The organism is Enterococcus sp. DIV0755f (assembly GCF_051713725.1).
GTDB lineage: Bacteria > Bacillota > Bacilli > Lactobacillales > Enterococcaceae > Enterococcus_D > Enterococcus_D casseliflavus.
Map to the genome: position 1 here is coordinate 3177501 of NZ_JBIOQL010000001.1, position 20907 is coordinate 3198407.

16 protein-coding genes and 1 rRNA gene (1 of these 17 cut by a window edge) are annotated in these 20907 nt (G+C 45.0%); 3 read left to right on the top strand and 14 right to left on the bottom strand.

Features of this window, described 5'->3' with window-relative positions; all coding sequences use genetic code 11:
- From IGI73_RS14740 to pth, 13 genes are all read right to left on the bottom strand, one after another.
- A 16S ribosomal RNA gene (locus IGI73_RS14740) occupies positions 1-1404 on the bottom strand; it reaches 155 nt to the left of the window's first position.
- Positions 1405-2065: 661 nt separating this feature from the next.
- A complete protein-coding gene (gene lysS, locus IGI73_RS14745) occupies positions 2066-3559 on the bottom strand; it encodes a lysine--tRNA ligase (protein WP_034858661.1) in 1494 nt (497 codons plus the stop codon).
- A 96-nt stretch (positions 3560-3655) separates the two neighbouring features.
- Positions 3656-4669 (bottom strand): tRNA dihydrouridine synthase DusB, encoded by a 1014-nt coding sequence (dusB, locus tag IGI73_RS14750; protein WP_016608445.1) that lies wholly within the window; start codon positions 4667-4669, stop codon positions 3656-3658.
- Positions 4670-5551 (bottom strand): Hsp33 family molecular chaperone HslO, encoded by an 882-nt coding sequence (gene hslO, locus IGI73_RS14755; protein ID WP_005230756.1) that lies wholly within the window; start codon positions 5549-5551, stop codon positions 4670-4672.
- 142 nt (positions 5552-5693) lie between these two features.
- Positions 5694-7802, bottom strand: a complete 2109-nt coding sequence (gene ftsH, locus IGI73_RS14760) for an ATP-dependent zinc metalloprotease FtsH (RefSeq protein WP_010749000.1) — start codon at positions 7800-7802, stop codon at positions 5694-5696.
- A 73-nt stretch (positions 7803-7875) separates the two neighbouring features.
- Positions 7876-8421 carry a hypoxanthine phosphoribosyltransferase gene (gene hpt / locus IGI73_RS14765; RefSeq protein WP_005230750.1) on the bottom strand — a complete coding sequence of 182 codons (546 nt, stop codon included), beginning with the start codon at positions 8419-8421 and terminating at the stop codon, positions 7876-7878.
- Between the two features lie 19 nt (positions 8422-8440).
- Entirely contained in the window at positions 8441-9841 is a 1401-nt protein-coding gene (tilS, locus tag IGI73_RS14770; RefSeq protein ID WP_428207258.1) for a tRNA lysidine(34) synthetase TilS, read from the bottom strand.
- A 100-nt stretch (positions 9842-9941) separates the two neighbouring features.
- Positions 9942-10385: a S1 domain-containing RNA-binding protein gene (locus tag IGI73_RS14775; protein ID WP_208769859.1), complete on the bottom strand. Its 444-nt coding sequence runs from the start codon at positions 10383-10385 to the stop codon at positions 9942-9944.
- A 74-nt stretch (positions 10386-10459) separates the two neighbouring features.
- Positions 10460-10906: an FtsB family cell division protein gene (locus IGI73_RS14780; protein ID WP_005230746.1), complete on the bottom strand. Its 447-nt coding sequence runs from the start codon at positions 10904-10906 to the stop codon at positions 10460-10462.
- 83 nt (positions 10907-10989) lie between these two features.
- Positions 10990-11256 (bottom strand): RNA-binding S4 domain-containing protein, encoded by a 267-nt coding sequence (locus IGI73_RS14785; protein WP_005230745.1) that lies wholly within the window; start codon positions 11254-11256, stop codon positions 10990-10992.
- On the bottom strand, positions 11243-12874 hold the full coding sequence (locus IGI73_RS14790) for a polysaccharide biosynthesis protein (protein ID WP_010748997.1): 1632 nt from the start codon (positions 12872-12874) through the stop codon (positions 11243-11245). Before IGI73_RS14790 ends, IGI73_RS14785 begins: the two co-directional genes overlap by 14 nt.
- Positions 12875-12889: 15 nt before the next feature.
- On the bottom strand, positions 12890-16408 hold the full coding sequence (gene mfd / locus IGI73_RS14795) for a transcription-repair coupling factor (protein ID WP_438759272.1): 3519 nt from the start codon (positions 16406-16408) through the stop codon (positions 12890-12892).
- An 11-nt stretch (positions 16409-16419) separates the two neighbouring features.
- Positions 16420-16980, bottom strand: coding sequence for an aminoacyl-tRNA hydrolase (gene pth / locus IGI73_RS14800; protein WP_015510502.1), 561 nt, complete (start codon positions 16978-16980; stop codon positions 16420-16422).
- 355 nt (positions 16981-17335) lie between these two features.
- Here pth and IGI73_RS14805 point away from each other — a divergent pair, with 355 nt between their 5' ends.
- The 3 genes from IGI73_RS14805 (at position 17336) to IGI73_RS14815 (ending at position 20457) form a co-directional block, all read left to right on the top strand.
- Positions 17336-18319 carry an L-lactate dehydrogenase gene (locus IGI73_RS14805; RefSeq protein WP_005230720.1) on the top strand — a complete coding sequence of 328 codons (984 nt, stop codon included), beginning with the start codon at positions 17336-17338 and terminating at the stop codon, positions 18317-18319.
- A gap of 285 nt (positions 18320-18604) precedes the next feature.
- The gene (locus IGI73_RS14810) at positions 18605-20002 is read left to right on the top strand and encodes a L,D-transpeptidase family protein (protein WP_167822285.1); all 1398 of its coding nucleotides are present in this window, start codon (positions 18605-18607) and stop codon (positions 20000-20002) included.
- Positions 20003-20157: 155 nt separating this feature from the next.
- Positions 20158-20457: a hypothetical protein gene (locus IGI73_RS14815; RefSeq protein WP_208769858.1), complete on the top strand. Its 300-nt coding sequence runs from the start codon at positions 20158-20160 to the stop codon at positions 20455-20457.
- A gap of 53 nt (positions 20458-20510) precedes the next feature.
- On the opposite strand, the gene IGI73_RS14820 is transcribed toward IGI73_RS14815, so the two are convergent.
- Positions 20511-20888 (bottom strand): winged helix-turn-helix transcriptional regulator, encoded by a 378-nt coding sequence (locus IGI73_RS14820; protein WP_208769857.1) that lies wholly within the window; start codon positions 20886-20888, stop codon positions 20511-20513.
- Between the last annotated feature and the right edge of the window lie 19 nt (positions 20889-20907).

The following is a 20907-nucleotide window of genomic DNA, read 5'->3' on the forward strand; positions in this document are numbered from 1 at the left end:
CCCGGGAACGTATTCACCGCGGCGTGCTGATCCGCGATTACTAGCGATTCCGGCTTCATGTAGGCGAGTTGCAGCCTACAATCCGAACTGAGAGAAGCTTTAAGAGATTAGCTTAGCCTCGCGACTTCGCAACTCGTTGTACTTCCCATTGTAGCACGTGTGTAGCCCAGGTCATAAGGGGCATGATGATTTGACGTCATCCCCACCTTCCTCCGGTTTGTCACCGGCAGTCTCGCTAGAGTGCCCAACTAAATGATGGCAACTAACAATAAGGGTTGCGCTCGTTGCGGGACTTAACCCAACATCTCACGACACGAGCTGACGACAACCATGCACCACCTGTCACTTTGCCCCCGAAGGGGAAGCTCTATCTCTAGAGTGGTCAAAGGATGTCAAGACCTGGTAAGGTTCTTCGCGTTGCTTCGAATTAAACCACATGCTCCACCGCTTGTGCGGGCCCCCGTCAATTCCTTTGAGTTTCAACCTTGCGGTCGTACTCCCCAGGCGGAGTGCTTAATGCGTTTGCTGCAGCACTGAAGGGCGGAAACCCTCCAACACTTAGCACTCATCGTTTACGGCGTGGACTACCAGGGTATCTAATCCTGTTCGCTCCCCACGCTTTCGAGCCTCAGCGTCAGTTACAGACCAGAGAGCCGCCTTCGCCACTGGTGTTCCTCCATATATCTACGCATTTCACCGCTACACATGGAATTCCACTCTCCTCTTCTGCACTCAAGTCTCCCAGTTTCCAATGACCCTCCCCGGTTGAGCCGGGGGCTTTCACATCAGACTTAAGAAACCGCCTGCGCTCGCTTTACGCCCAATAAATCCGGACAACGCTTGCCACCTACGTATTACCGCGGCTGCTGGCACGTAGTTAGCCGTGGCTTTCTGGTTAGATACCGTCAAGGGATGAACATTTTACTCTCATCCTTGTTCTTCTCTAACAACAGAGTTTTACGATCCGAAAACCTTCTTCACTCACGCGGCGTTGCTCGGTCAGACTTTCGTCCATTGCCGAAGATTCCCTACTGCTGCCTCCCGTAGGAGTCTGGGCCGTGTCTCAGTCCCAGTGTGGCCGATCACCCTCTCAGGTCGGCTATGCATCGTTGCCTTGGTGAGCCGTTACCTCACCAACTAGCTAATGCACCGCGGGTCCATCCATCAGTGACGCAAAGGCGCCTTTCAACTTTCTTCCATGCGGAAAATAGTGTTATACGGTATTAGCACCTGTTTCCAAGTGTTATCCCCTTCTGATGGGCAGGTTACCCACGTGTTACTCACCCGTTCGCCACTCTTTTTCTTTCGGTGGAGCAAGCTCCGGTGAAAGAAAAAGCGTTCGACTTGCATGTATTAGGCACGCCGCCAGCGTTCGTCCTGAGCCAGGATCAAACTCTCATAATGATTTGTTTGAATGACCATACGGTCATTAAGCTCATAAAAATTAACTTTGCTAGCTATTGCTTGCATGTATTTGTTTCAATAAATTGAAACGTCCTACACATTGGTTCGTTTGCTTGCTTTGTTCAGTTTTCAAAGGTCTACCGTGCTGTGTTAGCAACTTTTATATCATATCAGAGTGACATTTAACTGTCAACTCTTTTTTAAAAGTTTTTTTCGCTCGTTGTTTTTCAACTTCGCAGCGGCTGTCTCAGCGACTTAATTAGAATAACAAATGATTTGTTATTTGTCAACAACTTTTTTCAATTATTTTTGTTGATCTATCAACATCAATTAACTATTTTAAAATTGCGACTTCGTTATAATATCATCTGTCGAGCTGTGCGTCAACTACTTTTTTCAATTCTTTTTAGGAATTCATTTAGTCATTTGGCACATGTAATAATATACCAACTAAATCCCTTGCGGTCAATCATTTTCTATGGCTTTTTTCAATTTTTACAAACCCGTCTAATCGCATTGGATCCAGCTTTTATCGTTCGCATTTAATCCGTTTTCTGGCAACTTTCGTGGCATTTTCCCCTCTAATTCCTCGCTGTTTTTCTCCCTGATCCAGCAGACAAGAAAAAAAGCCGCCCACCTCTTGCGAGTGGACGGAGTTTTTTTATCTCATTGTTGGGAATAATAAAACGTCGCGAATCGATTGCGCATCTGTCAACAGCATCACTAAGCGATCGATCCCGATCCCTAATCCACCAGTTGGCGGCATACCGTATTCAAGTGCTTCTAAGAAATCTTCATCCACCCCATGGGCTTCATCATTTCCTGCTTCGCGCTCTTTTTCTTGCCCTTCAAAACGTTCTCTTTGATCGATTGGATCATTTAGTTCCGTGAAGGCATTCGCAAATTCACGACCAACGATAAATAATTCAAAGCGGTCGGTAAAGCGTTCATCTTCTGGATTCTTTTTCGCTAATGGCGAAACTTCCACTGGATGACCGAAGACAAAGGTTGGCTGCTGTAACGTTTCTTCAACAAATGTCTCAAAGAATTCATTGATGATATGGCCAACAGTCATGGCATCATTGATTTCGACATGATGTTCTTTCGCTAAGCTGCGGGCTTCTTCAACGGACATTGGTTGCCAGAAATCAACACCTGTTTGATTTTTGATTGCATCGACCATATGGATTCGCGCAAAGTCGCTAGCTAGATCGACTTCTTGTCCATCGTATTGGATCGTTGCTGTGTGCAAGACTTTTTCAGCAGCATTACGGATAATGCCTTCGGTCAGATCCATCACATCTTTGAAATCTGTATATGCCGTATACGCTTCTAACATCGTAAACTCAGGATTATGGGTCGTATCGATGCCTTCATTTCGGAAAACGCGGCCGATCTCATAGACTTTTTCCATGCCGCCCACGATCAATCGTTTTAAGTGAAGCTCAAGAGCGATCCGTAAATACAGATCCATGTCTAAGGCATTGTGGTGGGTAATGAAGGGACGAGCCGCTGCACCACCTGCTTGATTATGCAATACTGGCGTTTCGACTTCGATATACCCATGACCGTCAAGGTAACGACGAATTTCGCTGATGATTTGGCTTCGTTTCATGAAACGATCAAAGCTTTCTTTATTACTGATCAAATCCAAGTAACGTTGACGGTAGCGTTGTTCTACGTTCGTCAAGCCATGGTATTTGTCAGGCAATGGACGCAATGCTTTTGATAAGATCACGATTTCTTTGGCTTTGATGGTCACTTCACCGGTATCGGTCTTCATGATTTCACCAGATACGCCGAAGAAATCACCTAAGTCTGCGTGTTTGAATACTTCGTAAGGTTCATCCCCTACTTGGTCTTTACGTACATATATTTGAATACGGCCTTCGCGGTCTTGTAAATGCGCAAAACCAGCCTTACCTTTTCCACGTTTTGTAACGATTCTTCCTGCAATGCTTGCTGAAAGATTCATTTCGGCTAATTCTTCTTTGGTTCTTTGATCAAATAACTCATGTAACTCGGCAGAATTATGGGTGCGTTCGAATCGCTTGCCAAAAGGATCAATGCCTTCTTCCCGTAGTTTTTCCATCTTTTCACGGCGAACCAACATTTGATCATTCAATTCTTCTTGTGTTTGTCGTTCCTCTGTCACGAGTTTTCCTCCATTCTTAACTTGGGTTTCCTTCTTATAATGCCAATGATGACGCAAAAAATCAAGCCGAACTTTCGAATCGACTTGATTTGTTTCTTATTCCTTAAGAGTTGCTAGCGGCTGTTTTTCGGTCTTTTCCACAAATGCATCTAATAAATCAAAAATCGTCTGCTTATCTTCCGCTTGGTTGATAGCTGCCTTCACTTTGGCTGCCCGCGAAATACCTTTTAAGTAGTACGCAGCATGTTGACGGAATTCTCGCGAAGCGATTTTTTCCCCTTTTAGCTCAGCCAAACGTTCTAAATGAAGTTTCGCTGTCGAAATTTTTTCTCGCGGTGTTGGTTCTGGCAATAACTCGCCTGTCTCCAAGTATTGCTTGGTGCGGTGGATCATCCATGGATTGCCTAACGCTGCCCGTCCGATCATCACTGCATCTGCACCGACTTCTTCCAACATTCGCTTGGCATCTTCAGGGGTTTTGACATCGCCGTTACCCATAAAGGGAATCGTGATACTTTGCTTCACTTGTTTCAACACGTCCCAATCAGCCGATCCTTCATACATCTGTACACGGGTTCTGCCATGCATACCGATCGCTGCGGCACCCGCTGCTTCTGCGGCTTGGGCATTTTCAACCGCAAAGACGTGCTGCTCATCCCAGCCGATCCGCATTTTGACGGTAACGGGCTTGTCGATCGCACTGGAAACAGCATGGACCATTTCATAAACCTTGTCGGGATCTAAAAGCCACTTCGCACCAGCTTCTGCTTTGATGATTTTGTTTACAGGACACCCCATGTTGATATCAATGATATCGGCAGTTGTGTTTTCTGCGACAAATTGCGCTGCTTCTACTAAGGATGCTTTATTCCCACCAAAAATCTGAATACTAAGAGGATGCTCGGTCTCGTCAATAAATAGCATCTCAAGGGTCTTCTTGTTCCGCAGTTGAATCCCTCGATCACTGATCATCTCACAGACGACTAAACCCGCGCCAAATTCTTTGACTGTCACACGAAACGCAGAATTGGTGATCCCTGCCATTGGCGCAACGACGACGCGATTAGGAATCTCAACCGACCCGATCTGCCATGTTTGTCTATCTTTCACTTACGCTTCCGCCTCTTTCTTCAATGCCGCCAATTCCGTTTCATCAAAATGATACTTGTTGCCACAAAACGAGCAGACTGCCTCTGCCCCGTGGTCTTCATCGATCATCGCTTGGATCTCATCAGCCCCCAAGGTAATGATCGCCGTCGCAAATTTTTCTTTCGTGCAATCACAATGGAACTGGACTGGCATTTTTTCTAGTACTTCGATCGTCGTATCTGGCAACAATGTCGCTAAGATCTCTTCTGGTGATTGTCCTTCATCGATCAAGGTTGATACTCGAGGCAATTCTCCCAAACGTTTTTCGATGGCATCAATGATCTCTTCACTGGCACCAGGCATGATCTGCAGCATAAAGCCACCGGCTGCCCGAATCGAATCATCGGTTTCTACTAATACACTCAGACCAACAGCAGAAGGAATCTGTTCTGACACTGCTAAATAATAAGTAAAATCTTCCCCAAGCTCCCCAGAGACGATCGGTGTTTGTCCAGAGAAGGGTTCTTTTAGCCCTAAGTCTTTGATCACGGTAAAGATCCCTTGGTCACCCACTGCGCCCCGAACGTCCAATTTTCCTTGAGGGTTCAACGGCAGACTGATCTGCGGATTTTTTATGTATCCTTTTACGTCCCCACGACCATTGCTGTCTACGACGATTGCCCCAGCAGGACCATTTCCTTGAATTTTGACGGTCAATTTGTCTTCCCCTTTTAAGGTACTGCCTAATAACAAACTTCCCACCATCGCCCGCCCTAAAGCAGCGGATGCCGTATTCCATGTTTCATGGCGTCGTTGTGCTTCGGCGATCGTTTCTGTTGCCGATACTGCATATGCTCGGACGAAGCCGTCATATGCTAGTGCTTTTACTAAATAATCCTTCATCTTGATTCTCCTTTTTATTCATTAATGAATCATACTAGGAAGCGCCGCTTTTTTCAACTGAATGTGTTTGAATTTAAGGAAAGTCTTCTTAAATAGAAACAAAAAGGCACCGAGTTTCCTCGGTGCCTTGATACGTCTTGTTTTAGGCGTTATCATCTTTGTTTTCTTGATCAGTCGGTTGGCTTTCGCTATTGCGGCGAACGTCTTCCAATTGTTGATCAAAATCGTTTGATGGTGCATCTTCGCTGTGTTTTTCTGCAGCTTGCTTCTCTGCATCCTTTTCTTCCAGCGCACGTTTCGCTTCTTCAAACGTTTGAGCTTTTTCACTAGGATACTCAGAGCTTTCGGTTCCTTCAGGCATTTTGCCTTCTTCAAACAAGGATTTGATTGCTTTGGCATCTAATGTTTCATGTTCAAGCAGTTTTTCAGCGATCAATTTGTGCTGTGCACGGTGTTCTTCAATGATTTCATGGGCTTTTTGATGAGCATCCATTAAAATCTTGCGAACTTCTTGATCGATTTCAAAGGCAACTTGTTCAGAGTAAGCTTTTGTTTGACCATAATCACGACCAACAAAGACTTGATGGTTTCCTTCATATTGAACTGGACCTAACTTGTCACTCATTCCATATTCTGTCACCATGCTTCTTGCAAGCGCAGTTGCTTGTTCAAAGTCATTGGAAGCACCCGTTGATTGTACACCGAAGATGATTTCTTCAGCCGTACGACCACCAAGCAACCCAACGATTTGTTCAAACATATCTTCTTTGGTCATCAAGAACTGATCTTCTTTCGGCAAGGCGATCATGTAACCACCCGCACGTCCCCGAGGAATGATCGTTACTTTGTGTACCACACGGGCACGACTCAAGACTAACCCAACAATGGTATGTCCTGCTTCATGGTAAGCAACCATTTCACGTTCGCGTTTGTTGATGACCCGATCTTTCTTCGCTGGACCAGCGATCACGCGGTCTTCTGCTTCATCGATATCTGAAGCATCGATTTTTTTCTTGTTACGACGAGCAGCAACTAATGCCGCTTCATTCAAGACGTTTTCCAGATCCGCACCAGCAAAGCCTGGTGTTTGTTGGGCAACGACTTTCAAATCAACATCATCTGATAAAGGTTTGTTGCGGGCATGGACACGGAGGATCGCTTCACGACCTTTCACGTCTGGACGACCAACCAAAATCTGACGGTCAAAACGACCTGGACGTAGCAACGCTGGATCTAAAACATCCGAACGGTTCGTTGCGGCAATGACGATCACGCCTTCATTCCCATCAAAACCATCCATTTCAACCAACAACTGGTTCAATGTTTGTTCCCGCTCATCATGTCCGCCACCCATACCGGCACCACGTTGGCGACCGACTGCATCGATTTCATCGATAAAGATGATGGCTGGTGCATTTTTCTTCGCTGTTTCAAATAAGTCACGCACCCGGCTTGCACCGACACCGACAAACATTTCAACGAAATCTGAACCAGAGATCGAGTAAAACGGTACGCCAGCTTCACCAGCAACGGCTTTGGCTAGTAATGTTTTCCCGGTTCCTGGAGGCCCCTCAAGTAAGACACCTGCTGGGATACGAGCACCTAATTCAACGAAGCGTCGAGGATCTTTCAAGAATTCCACGACTTCGACAAGCTCTTGTTTTTCTTCTTCTGCACCGGCTACGTCTGAAAAACGCACGCGGTTGGCTTTTTTATCCGCTTCTTTGGCTTTTGATTTGCCAAAGTTCATCACACGGCCGCCACCGCCACCGCCGCCACCTTGTTGGCTCATCATCATGTAGAAGAAGAAAATGATGATCACAAGTGGTAAGAAGCTAACCAAAAGCGATAACCAAATGCCGCTGTTGGATTCTTCTTCGATCGTGGTTTTGACCCCTTCTGCCGAGGCCAAACTGGTGACTTCGCTTAGTGTGGAATCATTCGGTAAAATGATCGTTGAAAAGCGGGTCGAACTCGCCTGTGTATTACCTAAAACAGACAAGCTGTTGTCATTGCTGACGGTTTGTTCTTCATTGTATTCACCCACGATTCGATACACACCGTTAGCGGGTTGAACAGTAAACTGTTTGATCTTCCCGTCTTTCAGCTGCTCTGTAAACGTGGAGTACTCGATCGTTGGGGTCTGCTGATTGCCATTTCCAAAAATGAAATATACGACCATGACCATCGCCAACAAGACAAGTACATAATATAAGGTATTTTTTACCATACCGTTATTTTTCTTATTCATGCGTACCTCCCTGGCTATTTTGTTTTATCAATCCTGACCATTTAATTGTATCACAATTGATTTAGAACAGTCACTAATTTGACTGATAAACACTAGGTTTTAAGACGCCAACGTAAGGTAAGTTTCGATATTGCTCTGCATAGTCCAGTCCATATCCAACAACAAACTCATTTGGCACATCGAAGCCGACATAATCTGCATCGATCTCAACGACACGACCTTCTGGCTTATCTAATAACGTTACGATTTTCACTGATTTCGCTTTACGGTATTTGAATAGATCCACCAGATAAGCCAATGTGCGACCGCTGTCAATGATGTCTTCAACGATCAAGAGATCACGGCCCTCAACATTTGTATCTAAATCTTTGATGATCTTGACTTCCCCAGATGAAATCATGGCATTGCCATAACTTGAGACATCCATGAAGTCTAACTCCAAGTAACAATCCATCTCACGAACGATGTCTGCCATGAAAGGAACGGCACCTTTCAGCACACCTACGACTAGAGGATTTTTATCCGCATAAGCCGCCGTTAATTCTTGACCAAGTTCCACACAACGATTTTTGATTTCGTCACGGGAAATCAAAATTTTCTCAATATCTTTATCTAGCATAAAGTTCTCCTTCCAACTCTTACTCCTGGTATTTATAAAGAAGTATGTAGTGTATTTTATCAGTTTCTGGCGCAATACTCAAATAGGAAAATGTATGAGGTAGTAAGGCAATCACCTCTTTTTCAAGGTTTGTGACGACCCAACTTTTTTCTCGCACTTCATTAGGAATTTTTGAATCGATAAAAAAACGACTGATCTTTTTGGTCAGACCACGCGCCAAGCGGATTCGGTCTCCCGGCTGGCGCTTACGCACCACCAGCTCAGAGGAATAGTTTAGCGGTAAATCTTGGGAAAACTCTGACCAATTTGTGATTTTTTTGGGAATATGCTGTTCATTTATCGGAAAATACCCAATCCATTCCTTTTCAGAAAGATAGATCCCCTCCCCTAAAACCAGTCGCTGACTAACTTCTGTCAACGGCGCTGCAGGCTTTTGGGGAACAGTAACAGGTTCCAATAACAATTGGTCATAACTGCGCCGCAGCTGCCATTGTTTGTGCAACGCCAATTGCCATTGCCCTTTCTTTTCATCCAGCAAACGCAATACCTGCGGCAGCTGTTTTTGATTGAGGGGCTGCTTCGTAAAAGCCTCTGCTTGCTGTAAAAAACCCGCATAGAAAAAATAGCGTTGCGCTGGCGAAAACGTCGGCAGCTGCTGCAGATCGATCACTAAGCGAGCAGCTTGCTGTTGAACGAACGCAGACAACCATTGCTGCTGCTCTTGTTGGATCAGCTGATTGGCGAACTGTACTTCTTCAGAAAGCTGTTGAAAATGTGGCAGCAGCTGCGGATTTTCCGCTTTTAAGGCTGGCACTACTTGCTGGCGTAGTCGGTTTCGCAAATACAGCGGTTCGTGATTGCTTTCGTCTTCAAAGTAGGGAATCTGCTGTGCTTGCGCATAGTCGTAAATCGCTGCCTTACTGACAGTAAGCAGTGGACGCAACAAGATCCCTGTGTGAAAAGGCTGCTGCTGTTGCATCCCGCCAGCCGATCGCAAACGACCTTCTCGCATTATCTTCATCAACATCGTTTCTACTTGGTCATCACTGTGGTGAGCAGTCAGCAAAACATCATAGCCTTCTTGGGACATGACATCGGCAAAAAACGTATAGCGAAAGTCCCGAGCGCTGGCTTCTACGCCGGTTTCTGGCGGATTTTCCCAGCACCGCTCGTAAAAAGGAATGCCGCGCTCTTGGCAGTACTGCCGTAAAAAAGCCGCTTCCTTGGCAGATGCTGGACGCAATTGATGGTTCACATGTGCCACGCCAAAACATGGCTCTTTTTGCATTTCAGGAAACAACTGACAAAAGATCTGCAACAAGACCATCGAATCGACGCCCGTCGATACCGCCAGCAAAAAGCGGCGTTTTTTTTCAGGATCGATGGCAGTGAGTTGCCCTCGAACGGTTTGAATGACCATCGTTTGACCTCCTTCTCATTTGGTAGACCCACAAGAAAGAAAGCTGAAACAAAACGAACCAACAGTTTTGTTCCAGCTTTTTCCAACTTGCTATTCATGTTTAGTTACGGCGTCCGCCGCGGCCACCGCGTTTTCCTTCTGTATTTCGACGTAATGACGAAAGACGATCATCACTATCTTTTAGAAAAGAACTCATCAATGAATCGAAGTCTTGTTTATTTACATTCGTATTTTGATTGCGTGAAAAAGATTTTTTCGGATTTGGTCGATTGAATTCTTTTTTCAGGTATTCACGTTTTTCTTCCGGTTTATCTTCTGCTTTGCGGATCGATAGGCCGATTTTTCCATCGTTGCCGATTGCCGTAACAAGTACTGTCACTTCATCCCCAACAGACAACACGTCGTGAATGTCTTTGACGAATCCGTTTGATACTTCACTGATATGCACCAAACCAGTTTTCCCTTCACCAAGATCAATGAACGCACCAAAATTTGTAATACCAGACACTTTGCCCTTTAGTTTCGCTCCAACTTCGATTGACATATAAAAAATGTTCCTCCTAATTTTTACCCATTTAAAATAATTCAAACTACTGCGCTGAGTAGGTATGACATTGCTTAATCTTGTGACTCTGTGGATGATGATTCTTGTCCGCTTTGCGAAGAACGCTCATTGGTGTTTTGAGAATCCGTCCCGTCTGGCAAGACTGGATAGATTTTTTCGCCATCTTTTGAGTAGAAGAATCGGCTGCGGGCCAATTTTGCCACATACTCATCGTCTTGCAGCAAGGCAACGTCTCGCTCCAGTGAAGCCACCTTTTGTTCTGCCTCTTTTTGTTCGGCGACTGTTTCCGCCTTATATTCCTTTAGCTTTTGCAGGCGCATTTGATCGTTGAACATTTGAATCCCTACGATCGCAAATATCGCTAATGCCGCCACGAAAAACGCCACCAGCCGACGTCGGCGAAACACGACTTGCCGCCGCTCTTTTTCAAACTTGGCAAATTGCTCTTTCGCATAATCGGTCTGCAATAGTTCTATTTTTTTATTTGATTCTTTTGCCACCTGAACTCGCTCCCGTCGCTGTCTTTGTTTTTTACATTATACCAACATCCGCAAAGCTTGTCTAACTGAAAATGCCGTAAAAATCAAGCATTTTCTGAGATTCTTTCCTCTGAAACGATCTCATACATTTTTGCAGCGTCTTCTTTTTTCGTCGATTCATGCAATTCATTGACTTTTACTTCCAAGACCTTATTCCCGAATTGAATGCGCATGGTATCGCCTACTTTGACGTCACTGCTTGACTTGGCTAATTTGCCGTTGATCTGAATGCGTCCCTTGTCTGCCACTTCTTTGGCCACAGAGCGACGCTTGATGATGCGGGAGATTTTAAGAAATTTATCTAATCTCATGTTTTTCACCTCTTCTTAATAGTTTCTTTCCAAATGGAACTAACAGCCATTCGCGAATCGTTAACAATTTGATTTTGATCGCTGCCCCGATAAAGGCTGCGCCTCCCAGACCGACACCGCCTAGGCAAAAAAGCAGTGCCTGTAGTCGATGGGTCAAAGGACCGTTCAATAAGATCGCAACGAAGCTATAATATAAGAATAGCACGCTTGCCATGATCCCTAAACAAATAAATAGTTTTTTTCCATAATTTCCTTCATGCCAAAAGTGATTGATGCTGCTTTGTGCTCGACGCTGTTCGGAAACCACAAAACAGCATAAGGTCGCGCCTAACCCCAACAGTGTACTGATACTCGCTCCTGCAGTCCCATACGAAGCAGTCAGCGGCCACATCGATAGACATTTGATCAAAAGACCGATCCCCGCAGCGAGCAAGCCGAAGGTATAGGTATTGCGACTTTGTTGAATGCTTTGATAGGCTTGGATCGTCGCCATCAGAGCGATAGAAAAGACAAACAATACCAGCGCCGCATTGCCAGAACCGTCTTTGAATAAGGCAAAGTTAATATAAGGCAGCAAAATCGCTAAGCCCACGGCAGAAGCCGAAGCAATCCCGATCGTTAGGCGCAAATACATTTTTGCCGACTTTTCAAACAGCTGCTGATTTTTTACCGTCAAATACTTGGTCAACGTTGGCAAAAACGTCGAGCTTAACGCCATCGCCACCACAAGACCTAGTTGGACGAGGGGTTGTCCGCGATCATAGATCCCTTTTGAAATTCGGGCTGCTTGTGCCGTCATCCCCCCCGCTTCTAGCGCATTGGTCAATAAAAACGAATCCGCTAACTGGAACAAGATCAAATAGCCGCTATAAATCGTCAACAGACCGCCTTCTAAGAAGAAGCGTTTCTTCAACGAGGCGGATAAACCAGCGGGATTTTCTCCTGTACTGGTGACTGGTTTATGCCATAGCGATAAGCGTTTGCCGTTGATTTGTCGGCTATAATAACTTAAGATCCACCACGCCGCAAGGCCCCCGACTAAGGCACCCATCATGGCGACAGTCCCCGTTTGATAAATCGTCCAGCCCAATTGCTGGAAAGCTGCCGCAGCACCTAAAATCACACCAACTCTAAGCAGCTGCTCTACGACTTGGGAAACTGCTGTCGGCACCATTTGCAAATTTCCTTGAAACATTCCTCGATAAAAGGTCAAAGGCGGGACAAATAAGAAGGTAAAAGAAACGACTCGAATCAAGCCCGCCAGTTGGTGGTCCCCCATCACTTGCGCGATCGGACCAGCAAATAAAAAGGTCACCGCCCATAAACTGATCGCAGACCAAAGCACGAAAGGCGTCAACGCTTGCAGCCGTTCCTTGCTTTTCAAAGGATCGGGTTCTTCAGCGACGATGCGGGAGATAAACTGTGGCAACCCTGACAACGCTAACGTCATCGCCAATCCATAAATCGGATAGACTTGTTGATACACATAAAACCCTTCGTCCCCTACCAGGTTCTGAAAAGGGACCCGATAAACGGCACTTAAGATTTTTGCGATAAAGGAAGCGATCGTTAAAATAAACGCCCCTTCCATCGTACGCTTCAATTGTGATTTCGGCATCCCTCTGGTTCCTTTCTAGCCTTGGCTGGCGTATTTTTGTTCCCGTAACGCTTTGACAAAATCTTGGATTTCTAATAGCCAGGTGCTTTCCTTCATCACTGGCGGAATCTGTAATTTGATGGTCATTTGCTCATGATCGACACCCATCGTGGCTTTTAATTTAGTAGCTTTCAATGCTTCAAACAGCTGCTCCACCGAATAATTTTTCGTGCCGACTTTACTCAAAATAAACGACACCGTCTGCTGCTGCTTACGGATAGTTTCTAACAAGGCACGATCGCCGTTCATCTTGATCTCGCCCACCGTTAAGAGATGCGCCACTTCTACAGGGTATTCACCGAAACGGTCTAACAGATCATCTTGAAGTTCATCAACTGCTTCTTGGGATTCCAGCTCACGAATTCGTTTGTAGATCTCGATTTTTTGCCGTTCGTCTTCAATATACGAAGTCGGTAAGTAGGCATCGATCCCCAGATCGATCTCGACGGTCGTTTTTTCTGTTTGGGTATTTTTCCCTTGTTTCCGAGTGACTGCTTCAGACAGCATTTGCGAGTACATGTCAAACCCGACTGCATCGATAAAGCCGTGCTGCTGCGCCCCCAATAGATTACCCGCTCCACGAATCGAAAGATCTCGCATCGCGATTTTGAAACCTGACCCCAACTCGGTAAAGTCCTTAATGGCTTGCAGCCGTTTTTCACTGACTTCATTCAACACTTTTTGCTGTTCGTACATGAAATACGCATAGGCGACCCGATTGCTCCGACCGACACGGCCGCGCAGCTGATACAACGTCGAAAGCCCCATGTAATCGGCATTTTCCACAAACAACGTATTGGCATTGGGAATATCCACACCGGTTTCAATGATCGTCGTCGTCACCAACACATCGTATTGCCCTTCAATAAAGTCAAACAGGGTATTTTCCAATTGAATCTCGGTCATTTGCCCGTGGGCATACGCGATTCGTGCGTCTGGCACTAACGCCTGCAGTTCTTCGACTTTTCGCTCGATCGTATCGACACGATTATAGAGATAAAACACTTGACCTCCCCGTGCCATCTCCCGTTGGATCGCTTCTCGCACTGCTCCTGGATTCATCTCCATCACATAGGTTTGGATCGGGTAACGATTTTCTGGTGGTGTTTCGATCACAGATAGGTCCCGTACCCCCAGCATCGACATATGCAATGTTCGTGGGATCGGCGTTGCCGTCAACGTCAACACATCGACTTGCGAACGCAGTTGTTTCAAGCGCTCTTTGTGTTTGACCCCAAACCGTTGTTCTTCATCGATCACCAATAAGCCCAAATCAGCAAACTCGACATCTTTTGACAATAATCGGTGGGTCCCCACCAAAATATCGACTTGCCCTTTGCGCACTTGCTCGATCGTTTCATTCTGCTGTTTTTTCGTCCGAAAACGACTCAGTACCCCAACATTGACGGGGAATCCTTCAAAACGATCGACCATCGTTTCATAGTGCTGCTGCGCCAAGATCGTTGTCGGTACTAAGAAAGCCACTTGTTTGCTTTCTTTGATCGCTTTAAAAGCAGCCCGCAGCGCCACTTCTGTTTTCCCAAAACCGACATCCCCGACTAACAAGCGGTCCATCGGCTTTTCTTTTTCCATATCCCGCTTGATCTCTGCCGTACTGCGCAGCTGATCATCGGTTTCCGAATACGGAAAGGCATCTTCAAACTCTTTTTGATAGGCATCGTCTGGTTGAAAGGCATAGCCTTTTTCTGATTCGCGTTTGGCATACAATAAAATCAAATCATCTGCAATGTCTTCAATTTTAGCCGTCACTTTGCGCTTGGTCTTCGCCCACTCGCTGCCACCTAATTTATTGATTTTCGGTGTTTTCGATTCGGAAGCCACATATTTTTGAATCAAATTCAGTTGGGTGACTGGAATAAAGAGCTTGTCTTCGTTTTGGTACAAGATCGTCATGTAATCTTGGTGGACGCCATCGACTTCTAAGGTTTCCATGCCAATGTACTTCCCGATCCCATGATTCGCATGGACGACATAATCGCCCGCTTTTAACTCATTGTAGCTTTTGAGCCGTTCCGCATTAGTGACATTTTGCCTGCGGGCTCTTTTTTTGTTCATCTTTTGGAAAATTTCTTTTTCCGTAACCACCACTAGCTTGTCTTGCGGCATTTCAAAGCCGCTTTGCAAACGTTCCACCACGATTTGGGTGCGTCCCGTAAACAGGCGATCTTGTTGCGTCTGCACGGCATAGATATCATGATCTCGCAGATCTTGCTCTAACTTCTTGGCCCGCTCTTGATCACTGACCAGAAAAATCACCGTCTGCTGCTGCTTCTCCCAGCGATCGATTTCAACTTTCAAGAGACCCATTTGGCTGAAAAACTGCTGCATCGGCCGGTATTGGAATTGATGGATCGCTTGGAAGCGAATGTTCCCCATTCCTTTTTGGAATAAAGAAAAGAAGCTGGTCACAAAGGTTTCTTTTTGCAGCAGCTGATGGACATCGATCCCGAATTGCTGTTCAGAAAAGACCCGCAGCTCCGCTAATTTTTGGGTATGCCACTCCGCCTCTTCCCGTTCGATCTCACGATTGGTCTCCATGATCCGAGCATAATCATCGATCATCAAAAAGGCATCTTCAGAAAAATAATCTAAGACACTCGTTTGCTGACGATACAGTAAATCCGTGTAGTAACGGGCACTTTCACCAGGAATCCCTGCTTGCCATTGAGAAGCCAACTGACCAAAATAATCTTCTAAAAAGGCGCGATCGGTTGCTTCTTTGGTGACTGCCAACCGTTTGTTCAATAATTCTTGCAGCTGCTTTTGCCCCGCAGCTAAATCTTCCGCTGAGAAAACCAATTCAGTAGTGGGTAAAATAGCCACTTGCTGCAGCGTTTCCACTGAGCGTTGCGTTTCCACGTTGAAAGAACGCATCGAGTCGATTTCTACATCGAATAACTCGATCCGTACGGGATATTCGGCGTTTAATGGATAAATATCGAGGATGCTCCCACGAATACTGAATTCGCCAGGTTTGCCAATCATTGACTGACGTTCGTAACCCATCAAGATCAATTGTTGCGGCAAACGCTCTAAATCGATCTCATCGCCGATCTGCCATTGAAATTGATTGGCTAACCAGGTTTTCTTTTCAGGCAAATACTTTCGCAAAGCCGCTACCGGCAACACATAGATCCCCGTTTTCCCTTGAGAAACAGCATTCAGCGCTGCCACGCGTTCTTCTCTGGCTTCTGGTGAAGAAAAAGCCATTTCGGCTGACAACACTTCATCCACTGGAAAAACGTAGACATCTTCCATCACATTGCGCAGATCTTCGGCTAGTTGATTTGTATAATAGAGATTAGGTGTCACGACGATCACTTGTTTTTGAAATGCCTGATACACACCAGTGATCGCTAATGTTTTTGCCGATCCAGCTAGACCGGTCAGTAATTGCCGGGGGGCCTGTTCACGTAAACCTGTATGCCAAGCCGCCACTGTCGGCACTTTATTTATTAATTCAATTAAATCCATCTCGGCCCTCCTTAGTTAAATCGATTCATTGTGGCAAGAAAGTCGCCGTTGGTCAAGTAATCACTACTTGCCTCGACCGCTTTATCAATACTTTGTAAAACGATGGGCAGATCGTCTTTTGCAAAAGGACTCAGGACATGATTGACCACGGTTTGTCCTGGACGTGGACGATCGATCCCGATTTTGATACGGTCAAAGACTGTTGAATCCAAATGAGCGATCAAACTCTTGATCCCATTGTGGCCACCTGCACTGCCTTTTTGGCGCAAACGAATTTTCCCTAATGCTAAATCGAGGTCATCATAGACCACCACTAGTTCTTCTTGGTAGATGCCAAAATAGGTCATCAACGGGCCTACCGCACGACCCGATTCATTCATGAAGGTTTGTGGTTTGACCAAAAGGATTTTTTCACCCTTCAAGAAAAACTCTGCCACCTCTGCTTCAAAAGCCGACTTTTTAAAGGTTGCTTGGTACTTTTGTGCCAACGCATCCACTACCATAAAGCCAACATTATGTTTGGTTTTTTCATATTTTTTGCCAGGATTTCCCAAGCCTACAATCATTTTCATTTTTTATTTACGCTCCATTATTTCTAGTTTCAAGCTGATTCTTCATCTATTTTATCGGTTTTCTTATCCAAACACAAAATACTGGGCACACAAATGCGCCCAGTTCTTTTGCTTAGGTAATTATAACACGAAATGGACTGTTATGGTGGCACCCTCTTGCTCAGTTTTTATCTTTCTTAACGAATCTTAATAAAACCTTGATATATCTTCTTTTTGACGTAATAACAAAGAAAGCATTTACAACTGAAACAGCGATATTTTGTGTAATATTGTTGTGCAAATCACATGACAAACATACTTGAAAATGGTAGGATGATAGCGAGTAAAACAATTATGCGGAAGGAATGATACACAGATGACTGCAAAAACGAACAAAAAAGATCACCAAAAGGTAATTCTTGTTGGAGACGGTGCGGTTGGTTCTAGTTACGCGTTTGCGCTGGTGACCCAAAACATTGCGCAAGAAGTCGGAATCATTGATATAAATACAGCAAAAACAGAAGGCGACGCAATTGACTTGTCCCATGCTTTGGCATTTACTTCCCCTAAAAAAATCTATGCCGCTTCTTATGAAGATGCACATGATGCTGATTTAGTCGTTATTACTGCTGGTGCGCCTCAAAAACCAGGCGAAACCCGTTTAGACTTAGTTCATAAAAACTTGAAAATCAACCGTGAAGTAGTTACCCAAATCGTTGATTCAGGCTTTAACGGAATTTTCTTAGTTGCAGCAAACCCAGTCGATATTTTGACTTATTCTACTTGGAAATTCTCAGGCTTCCCGAAAGAACGCGTTATCGGTTCAGGTACCTCATTAGACTCTGCCCGTTTCCGTCAAGCATTGGCTGAATTGGTCGATGTCGATGCCCGTAACGTCCATGCCTATATCTTAGGGGAACACGGCGATTCAGAATTCCCTGTTTGGTCTCATGCCAACGTAGCTGGCCTACAAATCTATGAATGGGTCAAAAATAACCCAGACATCGATGAAGAAGCAATGGTCAACATTTTCTTCAGTGTTCGTGATGCAGCCTACACCATCATCGAGAAAAAAGGTGCGACCTTCTACGGGATCGCGGTAGCCTTAGCACGGATCACTCGTGCGATCTTAGACGATGAAAATGCTGTTCTCCCATTATCTGTGTACATGAACGGCGAATACGGCTTAAACGACTTGTATATCGGTGCGCCTGCAGTCATCAATGCCCAAGGGATCCAAAAAGTAATTGAGATCCCATTAACAGATGGTGAAAAAGACCGGATGGCCGCTTCGGCAAAACAATTAAAAGATATTCTTGATGAAGCTTTTGCAAAATTAGATGCGGAAGACAATCAATAATTTCTTTCCCCTCGTGTTAAATAGTCAATTTTAGTTAGTCAATTATGCGACTGAACGAATCCTCCAGCTCACTCTTTTTCAGAACCCTTTGATCAAGATGGCTTGCTGACGATTCGTTCAGTTTTTTTATCGTAAGAAATGCGTTTCTACAGCTTGCCTAAAGATAGTTTAAGAATTTTCTATTTTTCATGGAAGTTCTCATTTGCCATATTCGCTTTCCCGTGGGAATATGGTATGATTTAAGCGTTATTATCTATTATGCCATTAGAAAAAAGGAGTAGTTGAATGACTCGTTCAAACAAACATACTGACGCCAAGAATAATACGAAGAAAATTGTTCTGATCGTTGTGGCCGCTTTACTCGTAGTGATCGCTGGCGGCTATACCTACCGAAGTACATATTATGCAAACCGTTTTCTACCAAAGACTGAAATCGATGGGATCGACATCAGCAACAAAACCGTTGCCGAGGCCAACGCCCTGCTGCATGATCGCTATTCACAAGAAGACTTTACTATCAAAGATGGTGATAGCGAATGGAAAACAGTCAACCTTGCTCAATTTGGTTTGCAGACGGATTTCACCGATGAGCTGCAATCGTTAAAAGATGAACAAAATCAGTGGAGCTGGGGAATGGCTTACGTTTCGGCTGCCGAAGAAAAGAAGCTAGACAATCTCTCAGTAGACCAAGACACCTTGACTAGCGAGACCAACACGATCCAAAAAGAACTCGAAACCTTAAATGAAGATCGTACCAAATCGGCTGATGCCACGTTGGAAAAAGGCGAAGACGGTTTTTCTATCAAACCAGAAGTTGACGGCGATGCCATCGATGTTGACAAAGCAGTGGCAGACTTGCAAGAAGCCATCGTCAGCGGCGAAAAGGAATTGAATCTCGTTGATTATGTCACAAAACCAAGTGTGACCGCCGATGATCCAGACTTAACGAAAGAAATGGATTCGTTGAATAAAATCGCCAAAGTAACTGGCAATTATACGATCAACGGAAATACGTTTCAAATCCCAAGAGAAACGATCATGGATTGGCTCTCTTATAAAGACGGCAACACAACGATCGACGAAGACAAAGTACGAAGCTATGTCACATCGATCGGCGAACAATACAATACTAGCACCAATTCTTCGACCTTCCAAAGTACCAAGCAAGGCGAAGTGACCGTCCCAGCCGGTACTCTTAGCTGGACGATCCAAACCGATGCAGAAACAGAAGCATTGATCGAGGCGTTAAAAGCTGGCGAAGACTTCACGCGTACACCGATCGCTCAAGGAAGCACCGATGCAGGCAGTCCGCTGTTTGGCAACACCTATATCGAAGTTGATCTAAAAAACCAACACATGTGGTATTACAAAGATGGCGAGTTGGTGTTGGATACAAAAATTATCTCTGGGAAACCAGCTACACCAACGCCAACTGGTGTCTTCTATGTCTGGAACAAAGAAGAAGATGCAACCTTGACTGGTGAAGATTATGCGTCCCCAGTTGATTACTGGATGCCCATCGATTGGACCGGTGTCGGTATCCATGATTCTGATTGGCAGACGGAATACGGTGGCGATCTTTGGAAAACCCGTGGTTCTCACGGCTGTATCAATACTCCGCCAGGCGTGATGAAAGAATTGTACAGCAAAGCCGAAGTCGGTACACCCGTGATCGTGATTTAATCAAAAAAAGAATCAAACCTTTTTATAGACGAACCAAAAGCTGCAAAAGAAAAATCTTTTGCGGCTTTTTTGTTGTCTCCCAAATGTTCCTATTTACAAAGAACTTTTTAATTAATATACTTAATTAACCAATTTAATTAATAAGGAGAATCATTTTGGAAAAAGTCGTTTTTATTGATCGTTCTACTTTGGCTGGAAGTCTGATCAAAATTTTCGCCCGCAACATCCAACTGCTGTCCGAGGATCAAATCAGCGTAACTGTTGTGACACCAGAACGTCTGGCGAATTATCGTTTTTCGCAAGAAAAACTCGTTTTGGTCGATCCCTTGCTTTCTTTAACAGATCCGGTGATCAAGCAGGCTATCCCACCACGCATCAAGCGCCTTTCGTTTCCCGTCAATCATTACAGCGGGATGAATACTGAGGCCATTCTAGAATTGATCCAACAAGCATAACCTAAAAAGGCGGACGGAAACCAATGGTTTCTGCCGCCTTTTCTCACTCAAACTCAGCCCTGCGAGACAAGTGTCTCTTCTTGTTCCAGCAAAACAACGGGTTCCCCTTTGTCTTGCAGTGCAGCAACGTGCATCGTGCCCCATTGGCAAAGAGTATCCAATAAGCCGCCTAAGGTTTCTCCATATTCACTCAAGGAATACTCAACTTTAGGTGGTACTTGATTATAGGACTTGCGAGTAACGATGTCAGATTCTTCTAATTCCCGCAATTGCTGGGTCAACATTTTTTGACTGATGCCAGGGATCTTCCGCCGTAAATCACTGGGACGTAATGCCCCATGGCGCAAATTACAAAGAATGATTGGTTTCCACTTCCCGCCGATGACATCCATGGTTGCTTCAACACCGATATTATAAATTTTTTCTGCCATTTTTTTCACCTCATTACGC